Below are 25,033 nucleotides of genomic sequence, written 5' to 3'. Positions count from 1 at the left end.
GATGACGGAGACTTCCACGACGCAGGCCCAGGCACCGGCGACGGAGACCCAGGCTCCGACGGCCCCCGCCGATGCGCCGTCCGCCTCCGACAACGGCGCCCCCCAGCAGTCCTGAGACGCCCTCCGCGGAGTCGGCACGTGGGTGCCGGCCCGTTTCAGCGCACGGGTCGCCACGGCACCGGACGCCGATGCGCCCCTCCCCTGATGACGACGGCGGCGGATCCCCTCGAGGGGATCCGCCGCCGTCGCGATGCGGGGGTGGGGATGGGTCAGCCGGCGCGCTTCTTGCGTCGTGCCGCGAGCTCGTCGTGCAGCGCCAGCTCCGCATCGTCCGCGGGGTCGACGCTCGGGAGGACGGCGAGCTCGGTCTCGACCTCACGCCACACGCGGCCCACGGCGATGCCGAACACGCCCTGGCCGCCCTGCACGAGATCGATGACATCCTGGGCGGAGGTGCACTCGTAGACCGAGGCCCCATCGCTCATGAGGGTGATCTGCGCGAGATCGTCGACGCCGCGCTCGCGGAGGGCGGCGACGGCCACGCGGATCTGCTGGAGGGACACGCCGGTATCGAGGAGACGCTTGACGACCTTGAGGACGAGGACGTCGCGGAAGCCGTACAGGCGCTGGCTCCCGGAGCCCGAGGCGGCGCGGACGCTCGGCTCGACGAGACCGGTGCGGGCCCAGTAGTCGAGCTGGCGGTACGTGATGCCCGCGGCCTTGCAGGCAGCGGGTCCGCGGTAGCCCAGCTCGCCGGGCGTGTCGACGACCTCGTCGAAGAGGACGCCCTGCGCAGGCTCGGCGGGGACCGTCGTCTGCGCGGTGCGACCCGCGGGTGTCTCGGTGTTCACAGGAACCTCCAGGTGGACTACTCGGCGCCGGGGAAGAGCGCGAGCACCAGCCCAGAGTAGCCGGTGGAACGAGCACGCGGCACCCGACGCGCCGCATTCAGGTCACAGTCAGGTGACATGTGCTGTGGACCGCGCTCGAGTCCGACGTCGCACGAGTGTCCGCGATCAGCGCGACGCGGGGTCAGTCCTCCCGCAGGGCCGAGCGCAGCAGGGCCGCATGGAGGGAGTTCATGGACTCGCCGAGGTCGCGCATGAGGTCCTCCGCACCGCCCTGCGCCGCGGGATCCGCGGGGCGCGAGCGGGGCCGGGCGACGGAGCGGATCATGTGCGCCTGCCGCTGCGCGGCGGTGCGGACCATCACGAGGTGGCGGGGATGCAGTCCCTCCTCCGCGAGGGCCTTCGCGGCGCGGACGATCTCGAGATCGCCGGCGCCGTAGAACATGACCGACTCCGGGAGCATCCCGAACTGCTCCAGGTCGGAGATCAGCTCGTCGTCGACGCGCGCCTCACGGCACAGGCCGGCGCGGTCGAGGCGCACCGGCTGGAGCTGCGCGGTGGGGCCGGGGCGAGAGGCGATCGACGTGACCGTGGCCGCGTCGTCGTCGACGCCGTGCTCCTGCAGGTGCTCCTTGATGACCTTGAGCGGCCAGAAGCGATCCCGCTGGGCGCGCAGGACGAACACGAGACGGTCGACGTCGGCGCTGGAGTACTTGCGGTATCCGCTGGGCGAGCGCTCCGGCGAGATCAGCTCCTCCGCCTCGAGGTAGTGCAGCTTCGAGTGCGAGAGGTCCGGGAACTCCTCGCGGAGCTGCTCGAGCACCTGCCCGATGCTGAGGCGCGCGCCGGAGGCCGGCGCCGCCCGGCGGGACGCGGAGGCCGGCACCGGTCACGCCCTCCCGGGGTTCTGGTGGTAGGTGAGGCGGTACTTGCCGATCTGCAGCTCCTCACCGGAGTGCAGGCGGGCCTCGTCCACGCGCTCGCGGGACACGTAGGTGCCGTTGAGGGAGCCGAGGTCGCGGATCAGGAAGCCCTGGCCGTCGCGCAGGAACGCCGCATGCTTGCGGGAGACCGTCACGTCGTCGAGGAAGATCTCGCTCTGCGGATGGCGCCCGGCGACGGTCTTGTCCGCATCGAGGAGGAAGCGCGCGCCGAGGTTGGGGCCCTTGCGGACGATCAGCAGCGCCGAGCCCTCCGGGAGGGCGTCGATCGCGCTGCGATCCATCGCCGTGAGGCCGTGCTCCGGCTCCTCGGCGAGATCGGGGATGGAGATCGCGCTGAGCGTCGAGGTCTGGTCCAGGTGGTCCCGGTCCTGCATGGCGTCGGTGGGGTCGGTCACCGTGCATCCCTTCTTCCCTCGGCGTCATCGGCCTGCTGTGCGCCGCGCGCTGCGATGCGCTCGACGATGTGTCCTGGTGGGGATTCTCGCACGTGAGCGGGCCTCTCCTCGACCGTCGGCGGCGTCTGCGGGCGGTTTTGGGGAGGATTTGACCTCACGGGGCGACCGCTCAGACCTCCGGGACCGTCGGCAGGTCGTCCAGGAGGCGGGAGAAGTCGGTGACGGAGGCCTCCGGGGCCTCCGGTCGGCGCGCCTGGATCCAGAAGCGGGACGTCGCCAGGACGAGGGGGCCGTCGGCGATGCGTGCGGCCAGGTCCTCGAGCTGGTCGCGGTGGGTGTCGACCGACAGGTCCTCCGGCGCCGTCCAGGGGACCCGGCGGAGGTAGCGCAGCAGCGAGGGCATGTCGGAGAACAGGGCCCGGCCGCGGAAGGCGCCGGAGCGCTCGATCCGCAGGCCTGCCACGGTGAGCTCGCGCTCGACGTGCTCGGGGGTCGAGTCCGGGAACGGCGTCTGCAGCCCGAACAGGTCGATGAGCTCGGCGAGGTCGTCGGCGCCCACCTGCTGGGTGAGGAAGATGCCGCCGGGTGCGAGGACCCGCGCGACCTCCGGGGAGCTGAACGCGGCGTGGCGGTCGAGGACGAGGTCGAAGCTCTCGGAGGCGAAGGGCAGGGCGGCTCCGGGTGACCGCGGATCGTGCTCGGCGACCTTGACGCCCAGCGGCTCGAGCCGCTCGCGGGCGAGGGAGAGGTTCTGCGCCTGGCTCTCGGTCGCGGCCGTGACCTCCGGGAGGTCCTCGGCGAGGGCCGCGAGGAACTCCCCTCCCCCGGTCCCGATATCCAGGAGGTCGTGGGACATCTGCACGAGGGACCGCGCGAGCGTGTCGAAGCGCCACGGGGCGGCGTCCTCCGCGTAGCCGCGCAGGTCGTCGAAGGCCCAGCCGCGCGGATCCTCCGCGAGGATCTCGCGCCAGGACTGCAGCTCCTCGTCGTCCACGGCCATGGTGCGCTCCTCGGGGTCGACGCCCGCTCGCCGGGCGGGATCGGGGTCAGGGTAGCCGGGACGCCTGGGCGCCGTGCCGCAGGTCACGTCCGCGTCGATTCGCCCTGGGAGCATCGGGCGGGGTAAAGTCGGTCCGGTTCGAGATCGACGCCTCCGGGCGGAGATCGAGAGCAGCGGGCTGTGGCGCAGCTTGGTAGCGCACTTGACTGGGGGTCAAGGGGTCGCAGGTTCAAATCCTGTCAGCCCGACCGCGAGAAACCCCGCCTGATCAGCAGGAATGCCGATCGGGCGGGGTTTCTTCATGTCGTGCGGGAGACGACTGGCCGTCAGCGCTTGGGGCCGCCCAGCATGAGCGCGACGGCGATCGCCGCGAGCCACATGTCCTTGGCGACGGCCATGCCCTCCTGAGTGGGGCGGATGCCGTCATCCTGCGTCATCTCCGGGGTGCGGAAGTAGGCGGCGAGGAAGCCGGCCGACAGCGCCCCGAGGGCGGCGCCCGCGACGCGGGTGGGGACGAACGGGGCCAGGAGCGCGCCGCCCACGGCGATCTCGCCGTAGGAGAGGAACTTCTTGAACTGCTCGGGGGTCATCTCCCCCACCGACGGGACGCCCTTGGCCGCGGCCTGCTGCAGGTAGGCGGCCGTGCCCTCGTCCATGCCGAGCTTGCCGATGCCGGAGTTCAGGACGAAGGCGCCGGGGACGGCGCGCAGGACCAGGTTCGCGATGCTCATGGGGTTCCTTCCCAGATGGTTGCTGTGACTGCCGGACATCGTGGCAGGTGCACCTGGGTGGAATCCGCACGGCCCCGCACCGCTCCCGAAGCCGATGCGTCGCGCGCTCCGGCCAGCTGGGTGCCGAACGTCCCTGGAACCGTCCGACGACGCGGTGGATGATGGAGGCGCACGATCGGCGGAACGGACCGCCGGCGGCACGGCGGAAGGTGCTCTCCATGTCCTCGATGTACGCCCTGTCCAGCCCGGCCCACTACGTGCAGGGCAAGAACGCGATCGCCGAGCTCGGCAAGCACCTGAGCGCGATCGGCACCAAGCCCCTGCTGGTGGCCGACGACGTCGTCTGGGGCATCGTCGAGAAGGGCCTGACCGAGGGCTTCGAGGCCGCGTCCCTGCCCGTCGTCCGCGTCGGCTTCGGCCGCTTCGCCACGCCCGAGGCGGTCGACGCGCTGGTGCAGGCGATCACGGATGGCGGCCACGACGTGATCGTCGGTCTCGGCGGCGGCAGCGCGATCGACGCCGCCAAGGCCGCGGGCCACCTGGCCGAGGTCCGCTGGGCCTCCGTCCCCACGGCCGCATCCTCCGACGCCCCGACTTCGGCGCTCTCGGTCATCTACACCGAGGAGGGCGAGTTCATCGAGTACCGCTTCTTCCCGCACAACCCGGACCTCGTGCTCATCGACACCCAGCTGGTGGCCGAGGCGCCCGACAAGTTCCTCCAGGCCGGCATCGGCGACGCCCTCGCCACCTACCTCGAGGCCCGCGCCACCGATCGCGGCCAGGGCCTCACGATGGCCGGCGGCCGCCCCACGAAGTCGGCGCTCGCCCTCGCGCGCCTGTGCTGGGACCTGCTGTGGGAGAACTCCCTGACCGCGCTCGACGCCGTCCGCTCGAAGCAGGTGACTCCGGCGCTCGAGGCCGTCGTGGAGGCGAACACCCTGCTGTCGGGCCTGGGCTTCGAGTCCGGCGGTCTCGCCGCGGCCCACGCGATCCACAACGGCCTGACCGCCGCGCCCCAGACCCACGGCCTCACGCACGGCCAGAAGGTCAACATCGGCTCCCTCACCCAGCTGGTGCTCGAGGGCGCTCCCACCCAGGAGATCGAGGACTTCATCGTCTTCACCACCCGCGTGGGCCTGCCCAACACGCTCACCGAGATCGGCCTGACGGCGGAGGACACCGCCGAGCTGCGGGCGGTCGCGGAGGCGGCGACCGTCGAGGGCGAGACGATCCACAACATGCCCTTCCCGGTGACTGCCGAGGACGTCGTCGCGGCTCTCACCTCGATCGAGCAGCTCTCCCGCCGCGTCCGCGCCGAGCACGGGCTGCCCGAACCGGTCAAGCACATCGCCGAGCACTGAGGAGAAAGGTCCTGGGCGGAGGGACGACCTCGCGCTACGCGGCGAGGAACCGCCCGACGTCCAGGCCCTGGGCCCGGGCGGCGTCGGCATAGCGCATGCCCGAGGGGACCTGGGCCATCGCGAACCACCAGCGGGCGCGCCGGACCAGGCGGACGTCGTGCCACGGGACCTCGAACGACGGGTCGCGCCACAGCGTCAGGGCGACGTCCTCCTGCCGTCCGAGGGAGATGAGGGCGAGGCGCCGCAGCCGCGCGAGCGAGTGCACATCGGGCCGGCAGACGGCGGGGATGGCCACCGAGTCGTCGAACGGGAGCGGCCACACGGTCTCGCCCCAGGCGAGCACGGCCTCGCTCCCCTCCCCCAGCACGACCGCCGGCATCCGCAGATCCTCGACGCGGACGCGGCGGCGCCCCGTGACGGGCAGCGTGCCGACGTCGCCGGAGCGGACCCATGCACCCGGGAGCACCAGGCGACTGCCGAGGGAGACCTCGACCAGGCAGGCGCCCGGCAGCAGGGACAGCGGCCAGCGGCGGTCGGTCGGCGCATGCGGCGCGAGGTCGCGATCGACGTCGGCGAGGACCCTCAGCTCCGCGGCGTCGCCCGGGGCATCGGTCAGCGGCAGGCGCAGGCAGGTGCCGCGCTCGGGGACAGCGGTCACTGTCTAAACCTCGCGGCCTGCTCCCCCGACAGGGCCAGCGCGATCTGCTCGCGGAAGCGGTCGTTCAGGGCGGGCAGGTCGCTCGGATCGGCCCAGATGGCCTCCTCGTTCTCCCCGTCCGCCGGATACGGCGCCTGCCCGCTCCGCGCGGTGAACAGGAAGCAGAGGTCGAGGAACTGCGCCTGGTCGCCGTTGGCGTAGGTGATGGGCGGCAGAGTACGCACGTCCACCAGCCGCTCCGCCTGGGCGATGATCCCGGCCTCCTCGAGAACCTCGCGGGCGCCTGCGACCGCGGGCTCCTCCCCCGGATCGATGATCCCGGTGACAGGTGTCCAGGCGTCCGTATCGGCCCGACGCACCAGGAGCAGCGCGCCGCTGCCCTCCTCGACGACGACAGCGGTGACACCGCTCATCCACAGCGGTGCGTGACCGACCTTCTCGCGCAGGGCCAGGACGAAATCAGGGGTCGCCACGATCAGTAGCTGCTCATCGCTGCTGCGCCGAACAGGATCGACAAGAGCACCGGAAGCACGAACGACACCAGCATCGTCCCGATGATCAGCACCGCGAACACGATGCAGAGGATCCACCCGACCTTGTTGAGCGTCTGGGCGGACTGCGGGTTCGAGTCCACCTGCGTCAGGGCGATGATCCCCAGGATCGCCGGGATCGTCCCGCCGCACAGGAACCCGACGACCAGGACGCCGATGGCGCTGTTGGTGATCTGCGAGCGCAACGGCTCGGGCGTGCGGGGAGGTGCCGCCGGGACCCCCTGGTACGTGGCCTGCGCATATCCGCCCGGGCCGTAGCCTGCCTGCGGACCTGCCCCGTATCCGCCGGGCACCTGCTGCGGCGCGGCCGACGGGTGCTGGGCGTACGCGTCATCCGATGCGTACGGCGCCGGGGCGTAGGGGTCGGCGCCGCCCTGGCCCATGCTGCTCGGGTCTGGGCTGCTGTAGGCGGTGCTGTGCGGGTCGGCCCCCGCAGCCGTCCCGTCGCTGGGCGGCTGTCCGTACGGGGGAGGCTGGTGCGGCGCGTAGGGGTCGCTCATGGCCCCACTCTACGGGCGGGAGCATCGCGAGGCATCCCCTGCAGGACGCGCGGGGCCGCGGAGGGACCGGCCACCCCCGCAGGACCCGGAACCGCCGCAGGACGCGGCTGCCGCGGTCAGCGCTTGCGCTTCTCCCGGATGCGGACGCCGATCTCGATCGGGGAGCCGGTGAAGGCGAAGTCCTCCCGCAGGCGGCGCTCGATGAAGCGCCGGTAGCCGTGCTCGAGGAAGCCGGTGGCGAAGACCACGAACCGCGGCGGGCGCGTACGGGCCTGGGTCGCGAAGAGGATGCGCGGCTGCTTGCCGCCCCGCAGGGGATGCGGATGCGCGGCCACGAGCGTGCCCAGGAACGCGTTCAGGCGGGCGGTCGGGATGCGCGCGTCCCAGGACTCCAGGGCGGTCTCGAGCGCCGGCACCAGCTTGTCGGTGTGCCGCCCGGTCTTGGCCGAGAGGTTCACGCGGGGCGCCCACGCGACGTGCGCGAGATCCTTCTCGATCTCCCACTCGAGCTGGCGGCGGCGCTCCTCGTCGATCAGATCCCACTTGTTGAAGGCCAGCACGAGCGCCCGCCCGGACTCCAGGACCATGTCGATGATCTTCAGGTCCTGGGTCGAGATGGTCTCGGAGGCCTCGAGCAGGACCACCGCGACCTCGGCGCGCTCGAGAGCGGAGCGCGTGCGCAGCGAGGCGTAGAAGTCCGCCCCCTGGGTCTGCAGGATGCGGCGACGGATGCCCGCGGTGTCCACGAACGTCCACTCCCGACCGCCCAGGTCGATGCGCTCGTCCACCGGGTCGCGCGTGGTGCCGGCGGTGTCGTCGACCACCACGCGGTTCTCCCCCGCGAGCTTGTTCAGCAGGGAGGACTTGCCCACGTTGGGACGACCGACGAGCGCGACGCGGCGCGGCCCTGCGTCGGGGGCCATGCCGCGCCCCTCCTCCGGCAGCACCTCCATGACGGCGTCGAGCAGATCGCCCGAGCCGCGGCCGTGGAGCGCGGAGACGACATGGGGCTCGCCGAGGCCCAGGTTCCACAGGGCGGCGGCCTCGAGCTCGGCGCGGGCGTCATCGACCTTGTTGGCCACCAGCACGATCGGGCGCTTCGAGCGCCGCAGGACCTTCAGCAGCTGCTCGTCGGTCGCGGTGACGCCGACGGTCGCATCGACGACGAACATGACGGCGTCGGCCAGCTCGACCGCGATCTCCGCCTGCTCCGCCACGCGGTAGGCGATGCCCTGGACGCGGTCCTCCCAGCCGCCGGTGTCCACGAGCAGGAAGTCGCGCCCGGCCCACTCGGCCTCGTAGAACACGCGGTCGCGGGTCACGCCCGGCGTGTCCTCGACGACGGCCTCGCGGCGGCCCAGGATGCGGTTGACCAGGGTGGACTTGCCGACGTTGGGCCGGCCGACCACCGCGAGCACCGGGAGCATCCGGGCCTCGGCGGGCGCGAGGGCGTCCTCGTCGCCGCCCGCGAGGATCGCGAGGTCCTCATCGTCGAGGGCGTAGTCGTCCAGCCCGGCGCGCCAGGCGGCGGAGACGACCTCGTCGTCCACGCCGTCGTCGTCGCTGCCTCCGGCGCTGTCGCCGCCGCGCGCCTGTGCGACGAGCGCGAGCACCGCCTCGACGACCTCGTCGATGGACACGTCCGTCGTGTCGAGCGGGTGCACGCCCTCGGCGGGACGCAGGAACTCCGAGACGGTCGAGTCGTCGCGGTCGCGCCGCAGCACCTGGTCGCGCATGCGCTCGCGCGCCTCCTCGGAGTCGTCGAGCTCCAGCTCGGCGGCGCGCCGCCGCATCCTGGCCTCCTCGCTCGCGGACAGCAGCACGCGCACATCCGCGTCGGGCGCGACGACCGTCGTGATGTCGCGGCCCTCGGCCACGCACGAGCCCCGCTCCGCGGCGGCCTCCAGCATGATCGCGCGCTGGCGCTCCTGGAGGATCGCGCGGACGAGCGTGTTGGTCGCGACGGCGCTCACGAGGGCGCTGATCTCCTGGGTGCGGATCGCTGCCGTGATGTCCTGGCCGCGGACGACGACGACCGCGCCGGCAGGTTCGGTGCCCAGATCGAGATCCAGGTCGCGCGCGACAGCGGCGACCGCCTCGCGGTCCTCGAGGTCGACGCCGTCGGCCAGGCACGCCCAGGCGACGGCGCGGTACATCGCGCCGGTGTCGAGGAATCCGCCGTCGAGGCGCTGGGCCACGAGGCGGGAGACGGTGGACTTGCCGGAGCCGGCGGGGCCGTCGATGGCGATGGTCACGGGGTGCGACGGATGCATCTGGCCAGGATACGGGCGCTCAGCCCTCTGCGACGGTCCAGCCGCGCTCACGGAGCGCCTGCGTGAGCAGTCCCTCGCTCCCCCGCTGCACCGACACGTGCGCGATGCCGACCTTCTGGCCGAACGTGTGCTCGAGAGCGAGGTCCTCGAGGTTCACCCCGGTCTCGCCGATCTCCGTGAACAGGCGGCCCAGCTCGCCGGGACGGTCGGGCACGAGCACGGTGATCGTCGCGAAGTGCTCCGCGGCGCCGCCGTGGCGTCCCGGGATCCGGCGCACGCCGATGTTCCCGTCGGCGATGAGCTGCGCCACGGCTCGGCGCGACCCCTGCGCGGGATCGTCCTCGCCGGTGTGGCTCGCCAGGCCCGCGAGCACCTCGTCCAGCCGGTCCCGCATCTCCTGCAGGATCGGGGAGACCGCCGCCGCGTTGGCGCTGAGGATCTCCATCCAGAGCCGGGGGTCCGAGGCGGCGATGCGGCTCGTGTCGCGCAGCCCCTGGCCCGCGAGCTCGAGCGAGCGCTCGGGAGCGGACGCGAGGCTCGCCCCCAGGAGGCTCGCGACCACCTGCGGGGCATGCGACACGTGCGCGACCGACAGGTCGTGGTCCACCGCGTCCATCACGAGGGGCACGGAGCCGATCTCGCTGCCCAGGCGCCGCACCAGCGCGGTGGACTCGGCCCGGGACGTCGCATGCGGGACGACGACGAAGGGCCGGGCGAGGAACAGATCCCCGCGGGCCGCGATGACCCCGGACACCTCGCGGCCGGCCATCGGATGCGCGCCCACGTAGCGCGCGAGGTCGCTCTCCGAGATGGCGGCCGCGGGGTCGGCGGCGGCGCGGCGCACGGCCGACAGCACCGTCGCCTTGACGCTCGCGACGTCGCACACCGTGGCGTCGGGGAACGCGGCGAGAGCCTCGACGACCAGCCGCGCCGCGACGTCCGGAGGCGCCGCGACGATGACCAGCTCGGGGGCGGCGTCCGTCGCACCCGGGCGATGCCCCGCCCCCATCTCGACGGCCAGGGACTCGGTCCCGGGCGAGGAGTCCTGGATCTGCACGTCCACGCCCGCGCCCGAGAGGGCGAGGCCGAGGGAGCCGCCGATCAGGCCGGTCCCGATGATCCGCACCGGCGAGGGGAACGACGCGGCGGCCGGAGACGGCGACGACCCTGACGGCGAGGCCCCTGACGCCGCCGACGCCGCCGACGAGGGCCGCGGCAGGGCGCTCGGAGCGGCCGGGGGCTGCTCGGTCACAGCCCGACCTCGGCCATGAGCGTCCCCAGCTCCCGGCCCTCCACGCGGCGGGTCGTCCCCGGGGCGAGGTCGCCGAGCAGCACGGGACCGATGCGGGTGCGGACCAGCGCGGTGAGCTCGAAGCCCTGGGAGGAGAACATGCGGCGGACGATGCGGTTGCGGCCCTCATGGAGGACGACCTCGACGACCGCCTCCCGTCCGTCATGGGCGACGAGCCGCGCCTGGTCGGCCCGTGCGGGGCCGTCCTCCAGCTCGACGCCGTCGCGCAGCGCCTTCAGCAGGCCGCGGGGGAAGGTCCCCGGGCAGTCGAAGCGGCACACGTAGGTCTTGGAGATCTCGAAGGACGGGTGGGTGAGCCGGTGGGCGAGCTCGCCGTCGTTCGTCAGCAGCAGCAGGCCCTCGGTCTCGTAGTCCAGGCGCCCGACGTGGAACAGCCGCTGGGACTGGTCGGCCACGAACTCGGTGAGGTCGCGGCGCCCCTCGCGGTCGCTCATCGCGGAGACGACCTTGCGGGGCTTGTTCAGCGCGAGCGTCACGGTGCCCTCGTCGAGCTGCAGACGGCGGCCGTCGACGTGGATCACCTGGGCGGCGGTGTCGACGCGCACCCCCTGCTCGGCGACGATCACGCCGTCGACGGTCACCCGACCGGCGGCGATGAGGGCCTCGCAGGCCCGGCGGGAGCCGAAGCCCGCGCGGGCGAGGACCTTCTGCAGGCGCTCGCCGTCGGCGACGTGCACATCGGGACCGGAGCCGTCGTCGGCCCCGGACTCGACCGCGGCGTCGCGCGGGCGCCCGTCGGCATCGCGCAGGCGCACCTCGCGCGGGGGCGTGAAGTGGCTGCGGCGGCGGCGTCGCTGCTCGGCGGCCACCGGGTCAGGCCGCCGCGCCGCGCGCGATGAGCTCGCGCGCGAGCTGGCGGTAGGCGTCGGCGCCCTTGGTGCCGGGCGCGAAGCTCGTGATGGGCTCCGCCGCGACCGAGGCGTCGGGGAACTTCACGGTGCGGTTGATCGTCGTGTGGAAGACCTGGTCCCCGAAGGCCTCGACCACGCGGGCCACGACCTCGCGGGCGTGCAGGGTGCGGGAGTCGAACATGGTGATGAGGATGCCGTCGATCTCCAGGCGCGGGTTGATGCGGTCCTGGACCTTCTCGATGGTCTCGACCAGCAGGGCGACGCCGCGCAGGGCGAAGTACTCCGGGCCCAGCGGGATCACGACGCCGTGGCTCGCGGCGAGCGCGTTGACGGTGAGCAGGCCCAGCGACGGCTGGCAGTCGATGATGATCACGTCGTAGTCGTCCATCACGGGGCGCAGCACGCGCGCGAGGGCCATCTCGCGGGCCACCTCGTTGACGAGCTGGACCTCCGCGGCCGAGAGGTCGATGTTCGCCGGCAGCACGTCGAGGTTCTCGGTCTCGGTCTCGCAGATGACCTCGCGGACGTCGTGGCTGCGGTCCATGAGCAGGTTGTAGACGGTGATGTCGAGGTCGTAGGAGTTGATCCCGGTTCCGGCGGACAGCGCGCCCTGCGGGTCGAGGTCCACCAGGAGCACCTTGCGGCCCAGCTCCGCGAGCGCCGCGCCCAGGGAGATGACGGAGGTCGTCTTCCCGACCCCGCCCTTCTGGTTGACCATCGAGATGACGCGCGCCGGGCCGTGGCTCGTCAGCGCGGCGGGCTCGGGGAACTCGGGGAGCTGGCGGCCGGTCGGGCCCAGGTCGAAGTCGAGGGTCTGGTTCGCGTCGCTCACGGGGGTTCCTGTCGTCTGCGTCGTCATGCCGTCCGCGTCCTCATGCGGATCGGGCCGCCCAAGTCTAAGCCCCGCGGACGGCCCGCGGATGGGCGGCCGCGTGGGCCTCGCGCAGGGAGTCCACGGTCACCTGCGTGTACAGCTGCGTCGTCGTGACCGACGCGTGCCCCAGGAGCTCCTGGACCGAGCGCACGTCCGCTCCGCCGTGCAGCAAGTGCGTGGCGAACGAGTGGCGCAGGGTGTGGGGGCTGATGTGCTCGCGCAGACCGGCGGCCTCCGCGGCGTCCTGGACGATGCCCCAGGCGGCCTGCCGGGTGAGCCGGGTGCCGCGGGAGCCGAGGAACAGGGCCGGGGTGCCCTTCCCGCGGGCGGCCAGCGCCGGGCGCCCCCGCGTCAGGTACGCGGAGACCGCATCGAGTGCGTAGGAGCCGACGGGCACGACCCGGTGCTTGTCCCCCTTGCCGCGCAGCACGGCCTGGCGCTCCGGGATCGAGAGATCGTCGATGTCCAGGCCGACCGCCTCGGAGATGCGGGCGCCGAGGCCGTAGAGGATCTCCAGCAGCGCGCGGTCGCGCAGCGCCCGCTCGGCGGGCAGCATCCCGCTGCGCGGTCGCGCGGCGGCGTCCAGCAGAGCCTCGACCTGGTCCAGCGAGATCGGGTGGGGCAGGCGCTGGGAGCGGGAGGGAGCGGGCAGCGCGGTGGTCGGGTCCCCGGCCGGGGTCTCGCCCTCCCCCTCGAGGAAGGCGTGGAGCCCGCGGACCGCGGCCAGAGCCCGGCTCGCGGAGCTGGCGGCCAGGGCGGTCCCACCGTCCTCGCCGGTGCGCACCGCCCGCATCCACGCCGTCACATCGGCCGGGGACGCAGCGGCCAGCTCGACCTGCTGGGACGCGAGGTGGTCGAGGTAGCGCGTCAGGTCGCGGCGGTAGGCGGCGACGGTGTTGGCCGCCAGACCGCGCTCGACGCGCAGGTGCGCGAGGTACTGCTCGAGGGTGCGGGCATCGCCGCGCCGCGCCGGGTGATCGGTCATCGGGCAGTCACGTCGGGCGCACCGTGCACGGGTGCGTCAGAACCGGACGAACGGGTCGATGGCGAGCGCGACGAACAGGAGCGTCAGGTACGTGATCGAGGCGTGGAACACGACCATCGGACCGAGGGCCTTGCCCGTGAGCCCGCGGTGGACGCGCACGGCGTAGCGCAGCACGAGCCAGAGGAACCAGGCGCCGGTGGCCACGGACGCGACGAGGTACACGGGTCCGGTGCCGCCCAGCTGCACGATCGCCAGCGAGCAGGCGATCATCGCGACGGTGTGGCCGATCATCTGGTACGAGACGGTGCGGCGCGAGGCGACCACCGGGAGCATGGGGACGCCCGCGGTCTCGTAGTCCTTGGTGAACTTCTCCGCGAGCGGCCAGTAGTGCGGCGGGGTCCAGAAGAAGATGACGAGGAACAGCATCACGGCGGTCCACGAGACGGTCCCGGTCACCGCGGACCAGCCGATGAGGACCGGCATGCAGCCCGCGACGCCGCCCCAGACGATGTTCTGGCTCGTGCGGCGCTTGAGGATCATCGTGTAGAAGACGACGTACAGCAGGATCGCCGCGACGGCGAGGGCCGCGGACATCGGGTTGACCAGCAGACCGAGCCAGACGGCGGAGATGATCGAGAGCACGATGCCGAAGACGAGGGCGGCGCGCGGGCTCACCTCGCCCGTCACGATCGGGCGGTTGCGCGTGCGGCGCATCTGCGCGTCGATGTCGCGGTCGAGGTACATGTTCAGCGCGTTCGCGCCGCCCGCCGCGAGGTAGCCGCCGACGAGCGTCCACACGATGAGCAGCGGACGGGGGAAGCCGCCGGCCGCGAGGAACATCGTCGGGATGGTCGTGATGAGCAGGAGCTCGATGATCCGCGGCTTGGTCAGCGCGACGTAGGCGCGCAGGGTGCGCCCGAGCCAGCGGCGCTCGGGACCATCCAACCGCGTCGTCCTCGACGCCGTCGTCGTCCCGGTCGATTCCGTGGCGGTCACCGGCCACCGTCCTTCCGCGCGTGGGGTCCGGACCGCTGGGGGCGGCGGAACCGGATCGGCTGCGTCGGGGGCGACGGCAGCTCTTCCATGCTAGACGACGGCGTGCGCGGAGCACAGGGTCACCGCCCGCCCCGGCGCGTCCCGCGCGCCTCACCGACCTCGCACGCCTGCCGCGCCGGCGACGGGCGGCAACGGACGGACGCCTCAGGAGCCGTCGAGGCGCCCGCGACTACGATGGAGGCATCGGCCCGCGGCACCCGCGGGTCCCGCGCCACGAATGAAGGAGCTGCACGCGTGACTGACAACTTCAAGGCCCCCGAGGGCTGGTCCGACCTCGACAAGAGCGCGATCGACACCGCGCGCGCCCTCGCGGCGGACGCCGTCGAGAAGGTCGGCAACGGCCACCCGGGCACCGCGATCAGCCTGGCCCCCGCGGCGTACCTGCTCTACCAGGACATCATGCGCCATGACCCCTCGGACACCGCGTGGCTCGGCCGCGACCGCTTCGTGCTCTCCGCGGGCCACTCGAGCCTGACCCAGTACGTGCAGCTGTTCCTCGGCGGTTTCGGCCTGGAGCTCGAGGACATCGAGGCGCTGCGCACGTGGGGCTCTAAGACCCCCGGCCACCCCGAGTGGGGCCACACGAAGGGCGTCGAGACGACCACGGGCCCGCTCGGCCAGGGCCTCGCGACCGCGGTCGGCATGGCGATGGCGCAGCGCCGCGAGCGCGGCCTCCTCGATCCGGACGCCCCCGAGGGCACCAGCCCGTTCGACCGCTTCACCTACGTGATCGCCTCGGACGGCGACATGCAGGAGGGCATCACCAACGAGGCCTCCTCGATCGCGGGCACCCAGCAGCTCGGCAGCCTCATCGTCCTGTGGGACGACAACGACATCACGATCGAGGGCCACACCGACATCGCCTTCACCGAGGACACCGCCGCCCGCTACGAGGCGCTGGACTGGCACGTCCAGACGGTCGACTGGCGCGGCGGCTCCGAGTACGTCGAGGACCTCGCCGCGCTCAAGGACGCGATCCTCGCCGCCCAGAAGGTCACCGACAAGCCGTCGTTCATCCGCCTGCGCACGATCATCGCGTGGCCGGCCCCCTCCGCCCAGGGCACGGCCGGCTCCCACGGCTCGGCCCTCGGCGCCGAGGAGGTCGCCGCGCTCAAGACCGCCATGGGCTTCGACCCCGAGGCGTCCTTCGCGGTCGCCGAGGACGTGCTCGCGCACACCCGCGGCCTCGTCGAGCGCGGCCGCGAGGCCCACGCCGCCTGGGACGAGCAGCTCGCCGCCTGGAAGCAGGGCAACCCCGAGGGCGCTGAGCTCCTCGAGCGCCTCAGCGCCGGCCGCCTGCCCGAGGGCCTCGCCGACGCCCTCCCCGCCTTCGAGGCCTCCGCCAAGGGCGTCGCCACGCGCGCCGCCTCCGGGCAGGTCCTCGCCGCGCTGGCTCCCGTCATGCCCGAGCTGTGGGGCGGCTCCGCCGACCTCGCCGGCTCGAACAACACCACGATGAAGGGCGAGCCGTCCTTCATCCCCGAGGAGCGCTCGACCCCCGAGTTCCAGGGCACCCCCTACGGCCGCACCCTGCACTTCGGCATCCGCGAGCACGCGATGGGCTCGATCCTCACGGGCATCAACGCGGGCGGCCTGACCCGCGCCTACGGCGGCACGTTCCTGCAGTTCGCCGACTACATGCGCGGCGCCGTGCGCCTCGCTGCCCTCATGGGCGTCGACGACATCTTCGTGTGGACGCACGACTCGATCGGCCTGGGCGAGGACGGCCCCACCCACCAGCCGATCGAGCACCTCGCCGCGCTGCGCGCCATCCCGAACCTCTCGGTCGTGCGCCCCGCGGACGCCAACGAGACCGCGGCCGCGTGGAAGGCGACGCTCGAGCACCGCGACGGGCCCGTCGGCCTCATCCTCACGCGCCAGGCGGTGCCGACGCTCGACCGCAGCGAGCTCGCGCCCGCCTCCGAGCTGGCCCGCGGCGGCTACGTCCTCAAGGACGCCGCCTCCGGCGAGGCGGAGGTCGTCCTCATCGCGACCGGCTCCGAGGTGCAGCTGGCGCTGCAGGCCCAGGAGTCCCTCGCCGCCGACGGCATCGCCGCCCGCGTCGTCTCGATGCCCTGCGTCGAGTGGTTCGACGCCCAGGACGAGGCGTACCGCGAGAGCGTCATCCCCAGCGCGGTGCGCGCCCGCGTGACCGTCGAGGCGGGCATCGCCATGCCGTGGCACCGCTTCCTCGGCGACGCCGGCCGCGCCGTGTCCATCGAGGAGTACGGCGCCTCGGCCGATGCCGGGACGCTCTTCGAGAAGTACGGCATCACCTCCCAGGCCGTGGCCGACGCGGCCCGGGAGTCCCTCGCGGCCGTCCGCGGCTGACACGGGGCGCGGGGCGGGACGACCAGCATCGTCCCGCCCCGCACCCCTCACCTCCCCCTCTCGCGCGGGAGCCCCTCTCCCGCCCCGGATCCCAGGAATAGCGCAGACCATGACCCAGAACACCCGCACCCAGGCCCTGACCGACGCCGGCGTCTCCATCTGGCTCGACGACCTCTCCCGTGAGCGCCTCGCCTCCGGCGACCTGCAGCGACTCATCGACACCGTGAACGTCGCGGGCGTCACCACCAACCCCTCGATCTTCCAGGCCGCCATCGCCGGGACGTCCGCCTACGACGAGGACATCGCGCGCCTGGCCGCGGAGGGCCGCGACGCCGAGGGGATCGTCGAGGTCCTCACCACCGACGACGTGCGCGCCGCCTGCGACCTGTTCTCCGATCTCCACGCCGCGACCGACGGGACCGACGGCCGCGTCTCCATCGAGGTCGACCCGCGCCTGGCCCGCGACACCGCGGCGACGATCGAGCAGGCCGTGCGCCTGCACGAGCTGGTCGGCCGCGAGAACGTGATGATCAAGATCCCGGCCACGGCCGAGGGGCTGCCCGCGATCACCGAGGTGATCGGGCGGGGCATCAGCGTGAACGTCACGCTCATCTTCTCGGTCGAGCGCTACCGGGCGGTCATCGACGCGTACCTGGCGGGTCTCGAGCGCGCCCGCGACGCCGGCATCGATCTCGCGGGCATCCGCTCTGTCGCCTCGTTCTTCGTCTCGCGCGTGGACACCGAGGTCGACTCCCGGCTCGCGGCGATCGGCGGCCCGGCCGCGCAGCTCGTCGGCCAGGCGGCCGTCGCCAACGCCCGCGTCGCCTTCGGGGAGTTCCTCGACGCGTTCGCCACCGAGCGCTTCCACGAGCTGGAGGCCGCGGGCGCGGCCCCGCAGCGTCCGCTGTGGGCCTCCACCGGCGTGAAGAACCCGGACTACTCCGACACCCTGTACGTCGACAGCCTCGTGGCGCGGCCCTCGGTCAACACCATGCCGGAGAAGACCCTCCGGGCCGTCGCCGACCATGGGCGGCCCGGTGCGCCGCTCGACGCCGCGACGGCCCAGCAGGCCGCCGCGGTCCTCGAGCGGATCGCCGGTGCGGGCGTGGATCTCGCCGAGGTCTGCGAGGAGCTCGAGCGCGACGGCGTCGCGAAGTTCGAGAAGGCCTGGACGGAGCTCCTGGAGACCGTCGGCGCGGCCGCCCGCGACGCGCGCCCCTGAGCCGCCTGGGCCTCAGCCGCCTGGGCCTTCGCCAGCGGGTCCTGGGTCACCAGGTCCGCATCTCTGCTCCGAGGACCGGCCGCGCCGCACGTCGGCCGGTCCTCGGCCCTGCCATCCCCCGTGTCGGAAGGACACCTATGACCCCCACGCCCATCGGCTCGGAGACCGAGCCCCGCGACAGCGATAGCGTCGGCCAGCGCCTGGCCGACACCTCGGCCGTCGGCGCCGACAACCCCCTGCGCGACCCGCGCGACCGGCGCCTGCCGCTCATCGCCGGCCCCTGCTCGATGGTCATGTTCGGTGTCACGGGCGACCTCGCCAAGAAGAAGCTGCTCCCGGCGATCTACGACCTCGCCAACCGCGGCCTGCTGCCCCCGGCCTTCGGCCTCGTCGGCTTCGGCCGCCGCGAATGGAGCGATGACGACTTCGCCGACTACGTCGAGGAGAGCGTCCGTGCCGGTGCCCGCACGCCCTTCGTCGAGGACGTGTTCGCGCAGCTGCGCGCGGGCCTGCGTTTCGTCACCGGCGCGTTCGACGACGCCTCCGCCTTCGAGCGCCTCACCGAGGTCGTCGGCGAGCTCGACCGCACCCGCGGCACCGGCGGCAACCACGCCTTCTACCTGTCGATCCCGCCGAGCGCCTTCCCCGACGTCTGCGAGCAGCTCGCGAACTCCGGGCTCAACACGCCGCGCGACGGCTCCTGGCGCCGCGTCGTCATCGAGAAGCCCTTCGGCCACGACCTCGCGTCGGCCCGCGAGCTCAACGACGTGGTCGAGAAGGTGTTCCGCCCCGAGGACGTCTTCCGCATCGACCACTACCTCGGCAAGGAGACCGTCCAGAACATCCTGGCGTTCCGCTTCGCCAATCAGCTGTTCGAGCCCGTGTGGAACGCCAACTACGTCGACCACGTGCAGATCACGATGGCCGAGGACATCGGCATCGGCTCCCGCGCCGGCTACTACGACGGCATCGGGACGGCGCGCGACGTCATCCAGAACCATCTGCTGCAGCTGCTCGCCCTGACCGCGATGGAGGAGCCCGTCTCCTTCGACGCCGCGGACCTGCGCACCGAGAAGGAGAAGGTGTTCAAGGCGATCGAGCTGCCCGCCGACCTCGCCCAGCACACCGCCCGCGGGCAGTACGTGGGCGGCTGGCAGGGCGGCGAGCTCGTCAAGGGCTACCTCGAGGAGGAGGGCATCCCCGCCGACTCCACCACCGAGACCTTTGCCGCGATCCGCCTCGACCTCGCGACCCGCCGCTGGGCCGGCGTCCCGTTCTACCTGCGCGCCGGCAAGCGCCTGGGCCGACGGGTCACCGAGATCGCCGTCGTGTTCCGCCGCGCCCCGTTCCTGCCCTTCCGCGACACCGACACCGCGGACCTGGGGCAGAACGCGATCGTGATCCGCGTTCAGCCCGATGAGGGCGTCACCATCCGCTTCGGCTCCAAGGTGCCGGGCACCCAGATGGAGGTCCGCGACGTTACGATGGACTTCGCCTACGGCTCCTCCTTCACCGAGGAGTCCCCCGAGGCCTACGAGCGGCTGATCCTCGACATGCTCCTGGGCGATCCGCCGCTGTTCCCGCGGCAGCAGGAGGTCGAGCTGTCCTGGCGGATCCTCGACCCCATCACCGAGTTCTGGGCCCAGCACATGCCCCCGGCGCCCTACCGCGCCGGCACCTGGGGCCCCGAGACCGCGTACGAGATGCTCGCCCGCGACGGGCGTACCTGGAGGCGACCGTGATCACCACCCTGACCGACACCACCGCATCGGCGGTCGACCGCCGCCTCATCGAGATGCGCGAGGAGTTCGCGGTTGCCGCGCAGGGCCGCGTGCTCACGCTCCTGATCGTCGCGGGCACCGAGGACCTCGCCGAGCCGCTCTCCGCGGCCGTGCAGGCCAGCCGCGAGCACCCCTGCCGCGTGCTCGTCCTGCAGACCGAGCCCGAGGCCGCGGCCGACGGCCTCGATGCCGAGATCCGTGTGGGCCGCGATGCGGGCGCCGGCGAGATCGTGCTGCTGAGCGTCCGCGGGCAGGTCGCGAGCTCCCTCGACACCCTCATCACCCCGCTGCTGCTCCCCGATGCGCCGATCGTCGCCTGGTGGCCGGGCGCCGCCCCGTCCTCCCCCGGGCAGGACGTGCTCGGATCCATGGCCCAGCGCCGCATCACCGATGCCCGCCAGTCCGACTCGCCCGAGTCGATGCTCAAGCGCCTGCGCCGCGGCTACCGCAGCGGGGACACGGACCTGTCCTGGTCGCGGATCACCCACTGGCGCGGGCTCATCGCCTCCGCCGTCGAGATCCCCCCTCTCGCCGCCCCGACCTCCGTGACCGTCGAGGGCACGGTCGACGACCCGTCGGTGCTGCTCATGGCCTCATGGCTCGAGAAGGAGCTCGGCGTCGAGGCGCAGATCGTCCCCGGGCCCGCCGAGGAGATCGGCCTGTCCGGCGTGACCCTGGTCCGCCCCGACGGAGAGATCGCGCTGCGCCGCGAGAGCGGCGACTCCATCGTCATGAACCTGCCGGGCGACGCCTCCGACCAGCACGTGACGATCCCGCGCCGCTCCCTGTTCGAATGCCTCTCCGAGGAGCTGCGCCGCCTCGATCCCGACGAGGTCTACGGGGACGCCCTCTGCCACGCCTTCACCGGCATCGACGACGCCTCGACCTTTGCCTCCGGCAAGCCCGAGCCCACCGACGTGGTCAGCGCGGACAAGGACGCCGTCTCCGACGCGGCAGCCGCCGCGGTGGCGGAGCACCTGCGCTCGGCGATCGCCGAGCGCGGCCTGGCGCATGTCGTCCTCACTGGCGGCACCGTGGGCATCCCCACCGCCGGGAAGCTCGCGCGCGAGCTCTCCGCCGCGGGCGTCGACCCCGAGCGCATCGAGGTCTGGTGGGGCGATGAGCGCTTCGTCGCCGCCGACTCCCCCGAGCGCAACGACCTCGCGGTGCGGGCGTCGTTCGTCGAGGCCCTCGGCATCCCCGCGCACCGGGTGCACCCGATGCCGTCCACGAGCTCGGGCATGGGCCTGGACGACGCCGCCGCCTGGTACGGCCAGCAGCTCGACATGGCGGGCGGCGACGTCCCGTTCCACACTCGCGGTCGGGCGTTCTTCGACGTCCTCCTGCTGGGCGTCGGACCGGACGGCCACATCGCCTCCCTGTTCCCGGAGCATCCGGACCAGAAGGAGACGACGCTGACGGCATCCGCGGTGCGCGACTCCCCCAAGCCGCCGCCGGAGCGCATCACGCTCACCTGGCCGGCCGTGAACTCGGCGCGCCACGTGGTGCTGCTGGCCGCGGGGGCGGAGAAGGCCGAGGCCGTCGCCCGGGCGCACGCCGGCATCGATCCCTGGGCCTGCCCGTCCTCCGCGGTGCGCGGTCTCGAGTCGACTACCTGGTACCTCGACGAGGACTCCGCGAGCGGGCTCTGAGAGCCGCGGCGGCGGGCGGTGACGGGGACGCTGAAGGGGTCCCTGTCGCTCGCCGCGCGCCTCCCCGGCGCAGGAACGAGGAAGCCCCGCACCATCGGTGCGGGGCTTCCTCGTGCGCTGGAGGTGCTGCGGGGCTCAGCCCGTGACGGCGATGATGCGGGCGATGATGCCCAGCCCGATCGCGCACAGCGCCCAGATGATCGCGACGCCCACCGTCAGCCGGTTCAGGTTGCGCTCGGCCACGCCGGAGGAGCCGGCACCGGCGGAGATGCCGCCGCCGAACATGTCCGACAGACCGCCGCCGCGGCCGCGGTGCAGCAGCACGAGGAGCACCAGCAGGAGGCCGGTGACCGCCAGCAGCACCTGCAGGATGGTCTTGACGAGCGAGAGGTCCACGAAGGGGCGCCTTTCTCAGGGGACGACGAGCCGGTCCAGGATACCGCGAGGGCCGGTTCCCGTGGAGGAACCGGCCCTGCGGCGTGAGGCATCGGGCAGACAGCCCGATGCCTGGCGAATCAGCCCTGGTAACCAGCGATCTTGGAGAACTCATCCGCCTTCAGCGACGCGCCGCCCACGAGGGCGCCGTCGACGTCCGGCTTCTCCATGAGCTCCGCGACGTTCGCGGACTTCACGCTGCCGCCGTACAGGACGCGCACGGTCTCGGCGACCGACTCGTCGTACAGCTCCGCGAGACGGGCGCGGATGGCCGCGCACACCTCCTGGGCGTCGTCCGGGGTCGCGACCTCGCCGGTGCCGATGGCCCAGACGGGCTCGTAGGCGATGACGACGTTCTTGACGTCATCGGCCGAGAGGCCCTCGAGGCCGCCGTCGACCTGCGCGAGCGTGTGCGCGACCTGCTCGCCGGCCTTGCGGACCTCGAGCGGCTCGCCCACGCACAGGATCGGGGACAGCCCGACCTCGAGCGCGGCCTTGACCTTGGCGTTGGTGACCTTCTCGTCCTCGCCGTGGTACTGGCGGCGCTCCGAGTGGCCCACGAGGGCGAAGGTGCAGCCCAGTGCGGTCAGCATGCTGCCCGCGATCTCACCCGTGTAGGCGCCGAACTCGACGTGCTCGGAGATGTCCTGCGCGCCGTAGGCGATCGGGTAGCGGTTGGCCTCGATCGCGGTCTGGACGGTGCGGATGTTCACTGCCGGGGGGAACACGGCGACCTGGACCTTGGACATGTCGAAGGCCTTGAGCGCATCGCCCAGGTCCTCGACCAGGGACAGGCCCTGCTTCCAGTCCAGGTTCATCTTCCAGTTGCCCGCCATGAGCGGGGTGCGGGTGGTCACTTGGTGCCCTCCTCGAGGACCGCGATACCGGGAAGCTCCTTGCCCTCGATCAGCTCGAGGCTCGCGCCGCCACCGGTGGAGATGTGCGAGTAGCGGCTCTCATCGAAGCCGAGGTTGCGGATGGCCGCGGCGCTGTCGCCGCCGCCGATCACGGTGAAGCCCTCGCACGAGGCCACGGCCTCGGCGACGGCGCGAGTGCCCTCCGCGAACTTCTCGAACTCGAACACGCCCATGGGGCCGTTCCAGAAGAGGGTCTTCGCGTCGGCGATCTTGGAGGCGAACAGCTCGGCCGTCTTCGGGCCGATGTCCAGGCCCTCCTTGTCGGCCGGGATCTGGGTCGACGGGACGACCTCGGACTCGGCATCCGCGGAGAACTCCGCCGCGACGACCGTGTCGACGGGCAGGACGAGCTCCACGCCGTTCTTCTCCGCGGTCTCCATGTAGCCCTTGACGGTGTCGACCTGCTCGGCGTCCAGGAGGGACTTGCCGATCTCGTGGCCCTGGGCCTTGAGGAAGGTGTACGCCATGCCGCCGCCGATGATGATGCGGTCGGCCTTGGTCAGCAGGTTCTCGATGACGCCGAGCTTGTCGGCGACCTTCGCGCCGCCAAGGATCACGACGAACGGGCGCTCCGGGTCGTCGGTCACCTTGCGCAGGGACTCGACCTCGTTGCGCACGAGCGAGCCCGCGGCGGCCGGCAGCAGCTGCGCCACGTCGTAGACGGAGGCCTGCTTGCGGTGCACGACGCCGAAGCCGTCGGAGACGTACGCGTCCGCGAGGGCGGCCAGCTGCTCGGCGAAGGCGCGGCGCTCGGCCTCGTCCTTCGAGGTCTCGCCCGCGTTGAAGCGGACGTTCTCGAGCAGGGCGATCTCGCCGTCGGCGAGCGAGGCGACGGTCTCCTGGGCGGACTCGCCTACGGTGTCGGTTGCGAACTTGACCTCAGTGCCCAGCAGCTCGGACAGGCGGGACACGACGGGGCGCAGGGAGTACTTCTCCTCCGGCGCGCCCTTCGGGCGACCGAGGTGGGCCACGACGATGACGCGGGCGCCGGCGTCGAGGAGGGCCTTGAGCGTGGGGACGGAGGCGCGGACGCGGCCGTCGTCGGTGATGCGGGTGCCGTCCAGCGGCACGTTGAGGTCACTGCGGACGAGAACGCGCTTGCCGCGCAGATCGCCGAGGGACTCGATGGTCTTCAGCACGTGGTGCTCCTTGGGAGAACGTTCGATGATGCGGATGATGCGACGGGAGCCCGCCCGGCATCGCGTCCCCGGAGGGCCGGTGCCGGACGGGCTCCCATGCGATCTGTCAGCGGATGCCGAGCAGGATCAGAGGCTCTTGCCGACCAGAGCGGTGAGGTCGACGAGGCGGTTGGAGTAGCCCCACTCGTTGTCGTACCAGGAGACGACCTTGACCTGGTTGCCGATCACCTTGGTGAGACCGGCGTCGAAGATCGACGAGTGCGGATCGGTCTCGATGTCCTTGGAGACGATCGGGTCCTCGGTGTAGGCCAGGACGCCCTTGAGCGGGCCCTCGGCGGCCTTCTTCACCGCGGCGTTGACCTCCTCGACCGTGACCTCGCGCGACGCCTCGAAGGTGAGGTCGGTGGCGGAGCCGGTCGGGGTGGGAACGCGGAGGGCGTAGCCGTCGAACTTGCCCTTGAGCTCCGGCAGGACCAGGGCCACGGCCGCGGCCGCACCGGTCTTGGTCGGGATGATGCTCAGGGCGGCGGCGCGGGCGCGACGCAGGTCGCTGTGCGGCGCGTCGAGCAGGCGCTGGTCGCCGGTGTACGCGTGGACGGTGGTCATGAGGCCCTTGACGATGCCGAACTCGTCGTTGAGGACCTTGGCCAGCGGCGCGAGGCAGTTGGTGGTGCAGGACGCGTTCGAGATGATGTCGTGCTTCTCGGGGTCGTAGTCGGCGTCGTTCACGCCGACGACGAAGGTCGCGTCCTCGTTCTTCGCCGGAGCGGAGATGATGACCTTCTTGACGGTCTCGCCCAGGTGGGCCTTCGCCTTGGTGGCGTCGGTGAAGAAGCCGGTGGACTCGATGACGATCTGAGCGCCGGTGGAGGCCCAGTCGATGTTGGCCGGATCCTTCTCAGAGAAGACCTTGACCTTGGTGCCGGCGATCGTGATCGACTCGTCGTCGAAGGTGACGTCGCCGTCGAAGCGGCCGAGGATCGAGTCGTACTTGACCAGGTGGGCGAGGGTCTTGTTGTCGGTGAGGTCGTTGACCGCAACGATCTCGAGGTCCGCGCCCTGCTCGACGGCGGCGCGAAGGAAGTTGCGGCCGATGCGACCGAACCCGTTGATTCCGACCTTGACAGTCACTGTTCCTCCTTGTGTCGCGGCGCGAGGCCGCGGGAACGCTGTGGCGCCGCGTGTCGCGGCACCGGGGTCACCCGGCGCGTGCGCGC

At 72.4% G+C, this 25,033-nt stretch carries 23 protein-coding genes and 1 tRNA gene; 6 read left to right on the top strand and 18 right to left on the bottom strand.

Going from position 1 to position 25,033, the window contains the following annotated elements; all coding sequences use genetic code 11:
* Window positions 1–269 precede the first annotated feature (269 nt).
* The 4 genes from FM110_RS11375 to FM110_RS11360 form a co-directional block, all read right to left on the bottom strand.
* Entirely contained in the window at window positions 270–851 is a 582-nt protein-coding gene (locus FM110_RS11375; RefSeq protein WP_087104871.1) for a MerR family transcriptional regulator, read from the bottom strand.
* A gap of 181 nt (window positions 852–1,032) precedes the next feature.
* Complete coding sequence (gene ftsR, locus FM110_RS11370; RefSeq protein ID WP_087104870.1) at window positions 1,033–1,734, bottom strand: transcriptional regulator FtsR; 702 nt, start codon at window positions 1,732–1,734, stop codon at window positions 1,033–1,035.
* 3 nt (window positions 1,735–1,737) lie between these two features.
* Window positions 1,738–2,166: an FHA domain-containing protein gene (locus FM110_RS11365; RefSeq protein WP_087104910.1), complete on the bottom strand. Its 429-nt coding sequence runs from the start codon at window positions 2,164–2,166 to the stop codon at window positions 1,738–1,740.
* A 190-nt stretch (window positions 2,167–2,356) separates the two neighbouring features.
* On the bottom strand, window positions 2,357–3,187 hold the full coding sequence (locus FM110_RS11360) for a class I SAM-dependent methyltransferase (RefSeq protein ID WP_159458069.1): 831 nt from the start codon (window positions 3,185–3,187) through the stop codon (window positions 2,357–2,359).
* A gap of 174 nt (window positions 3,188–3,361) precedes the next feature.
* Between FM110_RS11360 and FM110_RS11355 the strand changes: the two genes are divergently transcribed.
* Window positions 3,362–3,435 (top strand) — tRNA-Pro (locus FM110_RS11355).
* Between the two features lie 78 nt (window positions 3,436–3,513).
* Here the strand turns inward: FM110_RS11355 and FM110_RS11350 are convergent.
* Entirely contained in the window at window positions 3,514–3,918 is a 405-nt protein-coding gene (locus FM110_RS11350) for a hypothetical protein (RefSeq protein WP_087104868.1), read from the bottom strand.
* Between the two features lie 218 nt (window positions 3,919–4,136).
* Between FM110_RS11350 and FM110_RS11345 the strand changes: the two genes are divergently transcribed.
* On the top strand, window positions 4,137–5,279 hold the full coding sequence (locus FM110_RS11345) for a glycerol dehydrogenase (RefSeq protein WP_087104909.1): 1,143 nt from the start codon (window positions 4,137–4,139) through the stop codon (window positions 5,277–5,279).
* 34 nt (window positions 5,280–5,313) lie between these two features.
* Here the strand turns inward: FM110_RS11345 and FM110_RS11340 are convergent, their stop codons facing one another.
* The 9 genes from FM110_RS11340 to FM110_RS11300 form a co-directional block, all read right to left on the bottom strand.
* Window positions 5,314–5,937, bottom strand: a complete 624-nt coding sequence (locus FM110_RS11340) for a hypothetical protein (RefSeq protein WP_087104867.1) — start codon at window positions 5,935–5,937, stop codon at window positions 5,314–5,316.
* Window positions 5,934–6,410, bottom strand: a complete 477-nt coding sequence (locus FM110_RS11335) for an NUDIX hydrolase (RefSeq protein ID WP_087104866.1) — start codon at window positions 6,408–6,410, stop codon at window positions 5,934–5,936. The genes FM110_RS11340 and FM110_RS11335 overlap by 4 nt, the downstream gene beginning before the upstream one ends.
* A gap of 2 nt (window positions 6,411–6,412) precedes the next feature.
* Window positions 6,413–6,988 carry a hypothetical protein gene (locus FM110_RS14670; protein ID WP_234992336.1) on the bottom strand — a complete coding sequence of 192 codons (576 nt, stop codon included), beginning with the start codon at window positions 6,986–6,988 and terminating at the stop codon, window positions 6,413–6,415.
* 116 nt (window positions 6,989–7,104) lie between these two features.
* Complete coding sequence (gene der / locus FM110_RS11325; RefSeq protein WP_087104865.1) at window positions 7,105–9,261, bottom strand: bifunctional cytidylate kinase/GTPase Der; 2,157 nt, start codon at window positions 9,259–9,261, stop codon at window positions 7,105–7,107.
* 19 nt (window positions 9,262–9,280) lie between these two features.
* Window positions 9,281–10,513 (bottom strand): prephenate dehydrogenase, encoded by a 1,233-nt coding sequence (locus FM110_RS11320; RefSeq protein ID WP_268802201.1) that lies wholly within the window; start codon window positions 10,511–10,513, stop codon window positions 9,281–9,283.
* Window positions 10,510–11,382, bottom strand: coding sequence for a pseudouridine synthase (locus FM110_RS11315; RefSeq protein ID WP_087104864.1), 873 nt, complete (start codon window positions 11,380–11,382; stop codon window positions 10,510–10,512). The genes FM110_RS11320 and FM110_RS11315 overlap by 4 nt, the downstream gene beginning before the upstream one ends.
* A 4-nt stretch (window positions 11,383–11,386) precedes the next feature.
* Window positions 11,387–12,283 (bottom strand): ParA family protein, encoded by an 897-nt coding sequence (locus tag FM110_RS11310; RefSeq protein WP_087104863.1) that lies wholly within the window; start codon window positions 12,281–12,283, stop codon window positions 11,387–11,389.
* Between the two features lie 37 nt (window positions 12,284–12,320).
* Window positions 12,321–13,283: a site-specific tyrosine recombinase XerD gene (locus tag FM110_RS11305; RefSeq protein WP_087104862.1), complete on the bottom strand. Its 963-nt coding sequence runs from the start codon at window positions 13,281–13,283 to the stop codon at window positions 12,321–12,323.
* A 36-nt stretch (window positions 13,284–13,319) separates the two neighbouring features.
* Window positions 13,320–14,279 carry a heme o synthase gene (locus tag FM110_RS11300; RefSeq protein ID WP_200810229.1) on the bottom strand — a complete coding sequence of 320 codons (960 nt, stop codon included), beginning with the start codon at window positions 14,277–14,279 and terminating at the stop codon, window positions 13,320–13,322.
* A 294-nt stretch (window positions 14,280–14,573) separates the two neighbouring features.
* Between FM110_RS11300 and tkt the strand changes: the two genes are divergently transcribed.
* The 4 genes from tkt (at window position 14,574) to pgl (ending at window position 21,325) form a co-directional block, all read left to right on the top strand.
* Entirely contained in the window at window positions 14,574–16,670 is a 2,097-nt protein-coding gene (tkt, locus tag FM110_RS11295; protein WP_087104860.1) for a transketolase, read from the top strand.
* A 109-nt stretch (window positions 16,671–16,779) separates the two neighbouring features.
* Window positions 16,780–17,892, top strand: coding sequence for a transaldolase (gene tal, locus FM110_RS11290; RefSeq protein WP_087104859.1), 1,113 nt, complete (start codon window positions 16,780–16,782; stop codon window positions 17,890–17,892).
* A 137-nt stretch (window positions 17,893–18,029) separates the two neighbouring features.
* A complete protein-coding gene (gene zwf / locus FM110_RS11285; protein ID WP_087104858.1) occupies window positions 18,030–19,634 on the top strand; it encodes a glucose-6-phosphate dehydrogenase in 1,605 nt (534 codons plus the stop codon).
* Window positions 19,631–21,325 carry a 6-phosphogluconolactonase gene (gene pgl, locus FM110_RS11280; protein ID WP_087104857.1) on the top strand — a complete coding sequence of 565 codons (1,695 nt, stop codon included), beginning with the start codon at window positions 19,631–19,633 and terminating at the stop codon, window positions 21,323–21,325. The genes zwf and pgl overlap by 4 nt, the downstream gene beginning before the upstream one ends.
* A gap of 135 nt (window positions 21,326–21,460) precedes the next feature.
* Here the strand turns inward: pgl and secG are convergent, their stop codons facing one another.
* The 4 genes from secG to gap form a co-directional block, all read right to left on the bottom strand.
* A complete protein-coding gene (gene secG, locus FM110_RS11275) occupies window positions 21,461–21,721 on the bottom strand; it encodes a preprotein translocase subunit SecG (protein WP_087104856.1) in 261 nt (86 codons plus the stop codon).
* Between the two features lie 119 nt (window positions 21,722–21,840).
* A complete protein-coding gene (gene tpiA, locus FM110_RS11270) occupies window positions 21,841–22,617 on the bottom strand; it encodes a triose-phosphate isomerase (RefSeq protein ID WP_087104855.1) in 777 nt (258 codons plus the stop codon).
* On the bottom strand, window positions 22,614–23,813 hold the full coding sequence (locus FM110_RS11265) for a phosphoglycerate kinase (RefSeq protein WP_159458072.1): 1,200 nt from the start codon (window positions 23,811–23,813) through the stop codon (window positions 22,614–22,616). The genes tpiA and FM110_RS11265 overlap by 4 nt, the downstream gene beginning before the upstream one ends.
* A gap of 129 nt (window positions 23,814–23,942) precedes the next feature.
* Window positions 23,943–24,947, bottom strand: coding sequence for a type I glyceraldehyde-3-phosphate dehydrogenase (gene gap, locus FM110_RS11260; protein WP_087104853.1), 1,005 nt, complete (start codon window positions 24,945–24,947; stop codon window positions 23,943–23,945).
* Window positions 24,948–25,033: the final 86 nt, after the last annotated feature.

Source organism: Brachybacterium nesterenkovii (assembly GCF_900163655.1).
In the GTDB taxonomy this organism is placed as follows: Bacteria; Actinomycetota; Actinomycetes; order Actinomycetales; family Dermabacteraceae; genus Brachybacterium; species Brachybacterium nesterenkovii.
This window is presented reverse-complemented; position numbering and strand designations above follow the sequence as displayed.

What these genes read in the sequence shown, in the direction of transcription:
- tal (WP_087104859.1), top strand. Translation starts at nt 16,780, where the DNA reads ATGACCCAGAACACCCGCACCCAGGCCCTGACCGACGCCGGCGTCTCC.
- FM110_RS11360 (WP_159458069.1), bottom strand. Translation starts at nt 3,187, where the DNA reads ATGGCCGTGGACGACGAGGAGCTGCAGTCCTGGCGCGAGATCCTCGCG.
- FM110_RS14670 (WP_234992336.1), bottom strand. Translation starts at nt 6,988, where the DNA reads ATGAGCGACCCCTACGCGCCGCACCAGCCTCCCCCGTACGGACAGCCG.
- FM110_RS11345 (WP_087104909.1), top strand. Translation starts at nt 4,137, where the DNA reads ATGTCCTCGATGTACGCCCTGTCCAGCCCGGCCCACTACGTGCAGGGC.
- FM110_RS11365 (WP_087104910.1), bottom strand. Translation starts at nt 2,166, where the DNA reads ATGCAGGACCGGGACCACCTGGACCAGACCTCGACGCTCAGCGCGATC.
- zwf (WP_087104858.1), top strand. Translation starts at nt 18,030, where the DNA reads ATGACCCCCACGCCCATCGGCTCGGAGACCGAGCCCCGCGACAGCGAT.
- FM110_RS11310 (WP_087104863.1), bottom strand. Translation starts at nt 12,283, where the DNA reads ATGACGACGCAGACGACAGGAACCCCCGTGAGCGACGCGAACCAGACC.
- FM110_RS11350 (WP_087104868.1), bottom strand. Translation starts at nt 3,918, where the DNA reads ATGAGCATCGCGAACCTGGTCCTGCGCGCCGTCCCCGGCGCCTTCGTC.
- FM110_RS11305 (WP_087104862.1), bottom strand. Translation starts at nt 13,283, where the DNA reads ATGACCGATCACCCGGCGCGGCGCGGCGATGCCCGCACCCTCGAGCAG.
- der (WP_087104865.1), bottom strand. Translation starts at nt 9,261, where the DNA reads ATGCATCCGTCGCACCCCGTGACCATCGCCATCGACGGCCCCGCCGGC.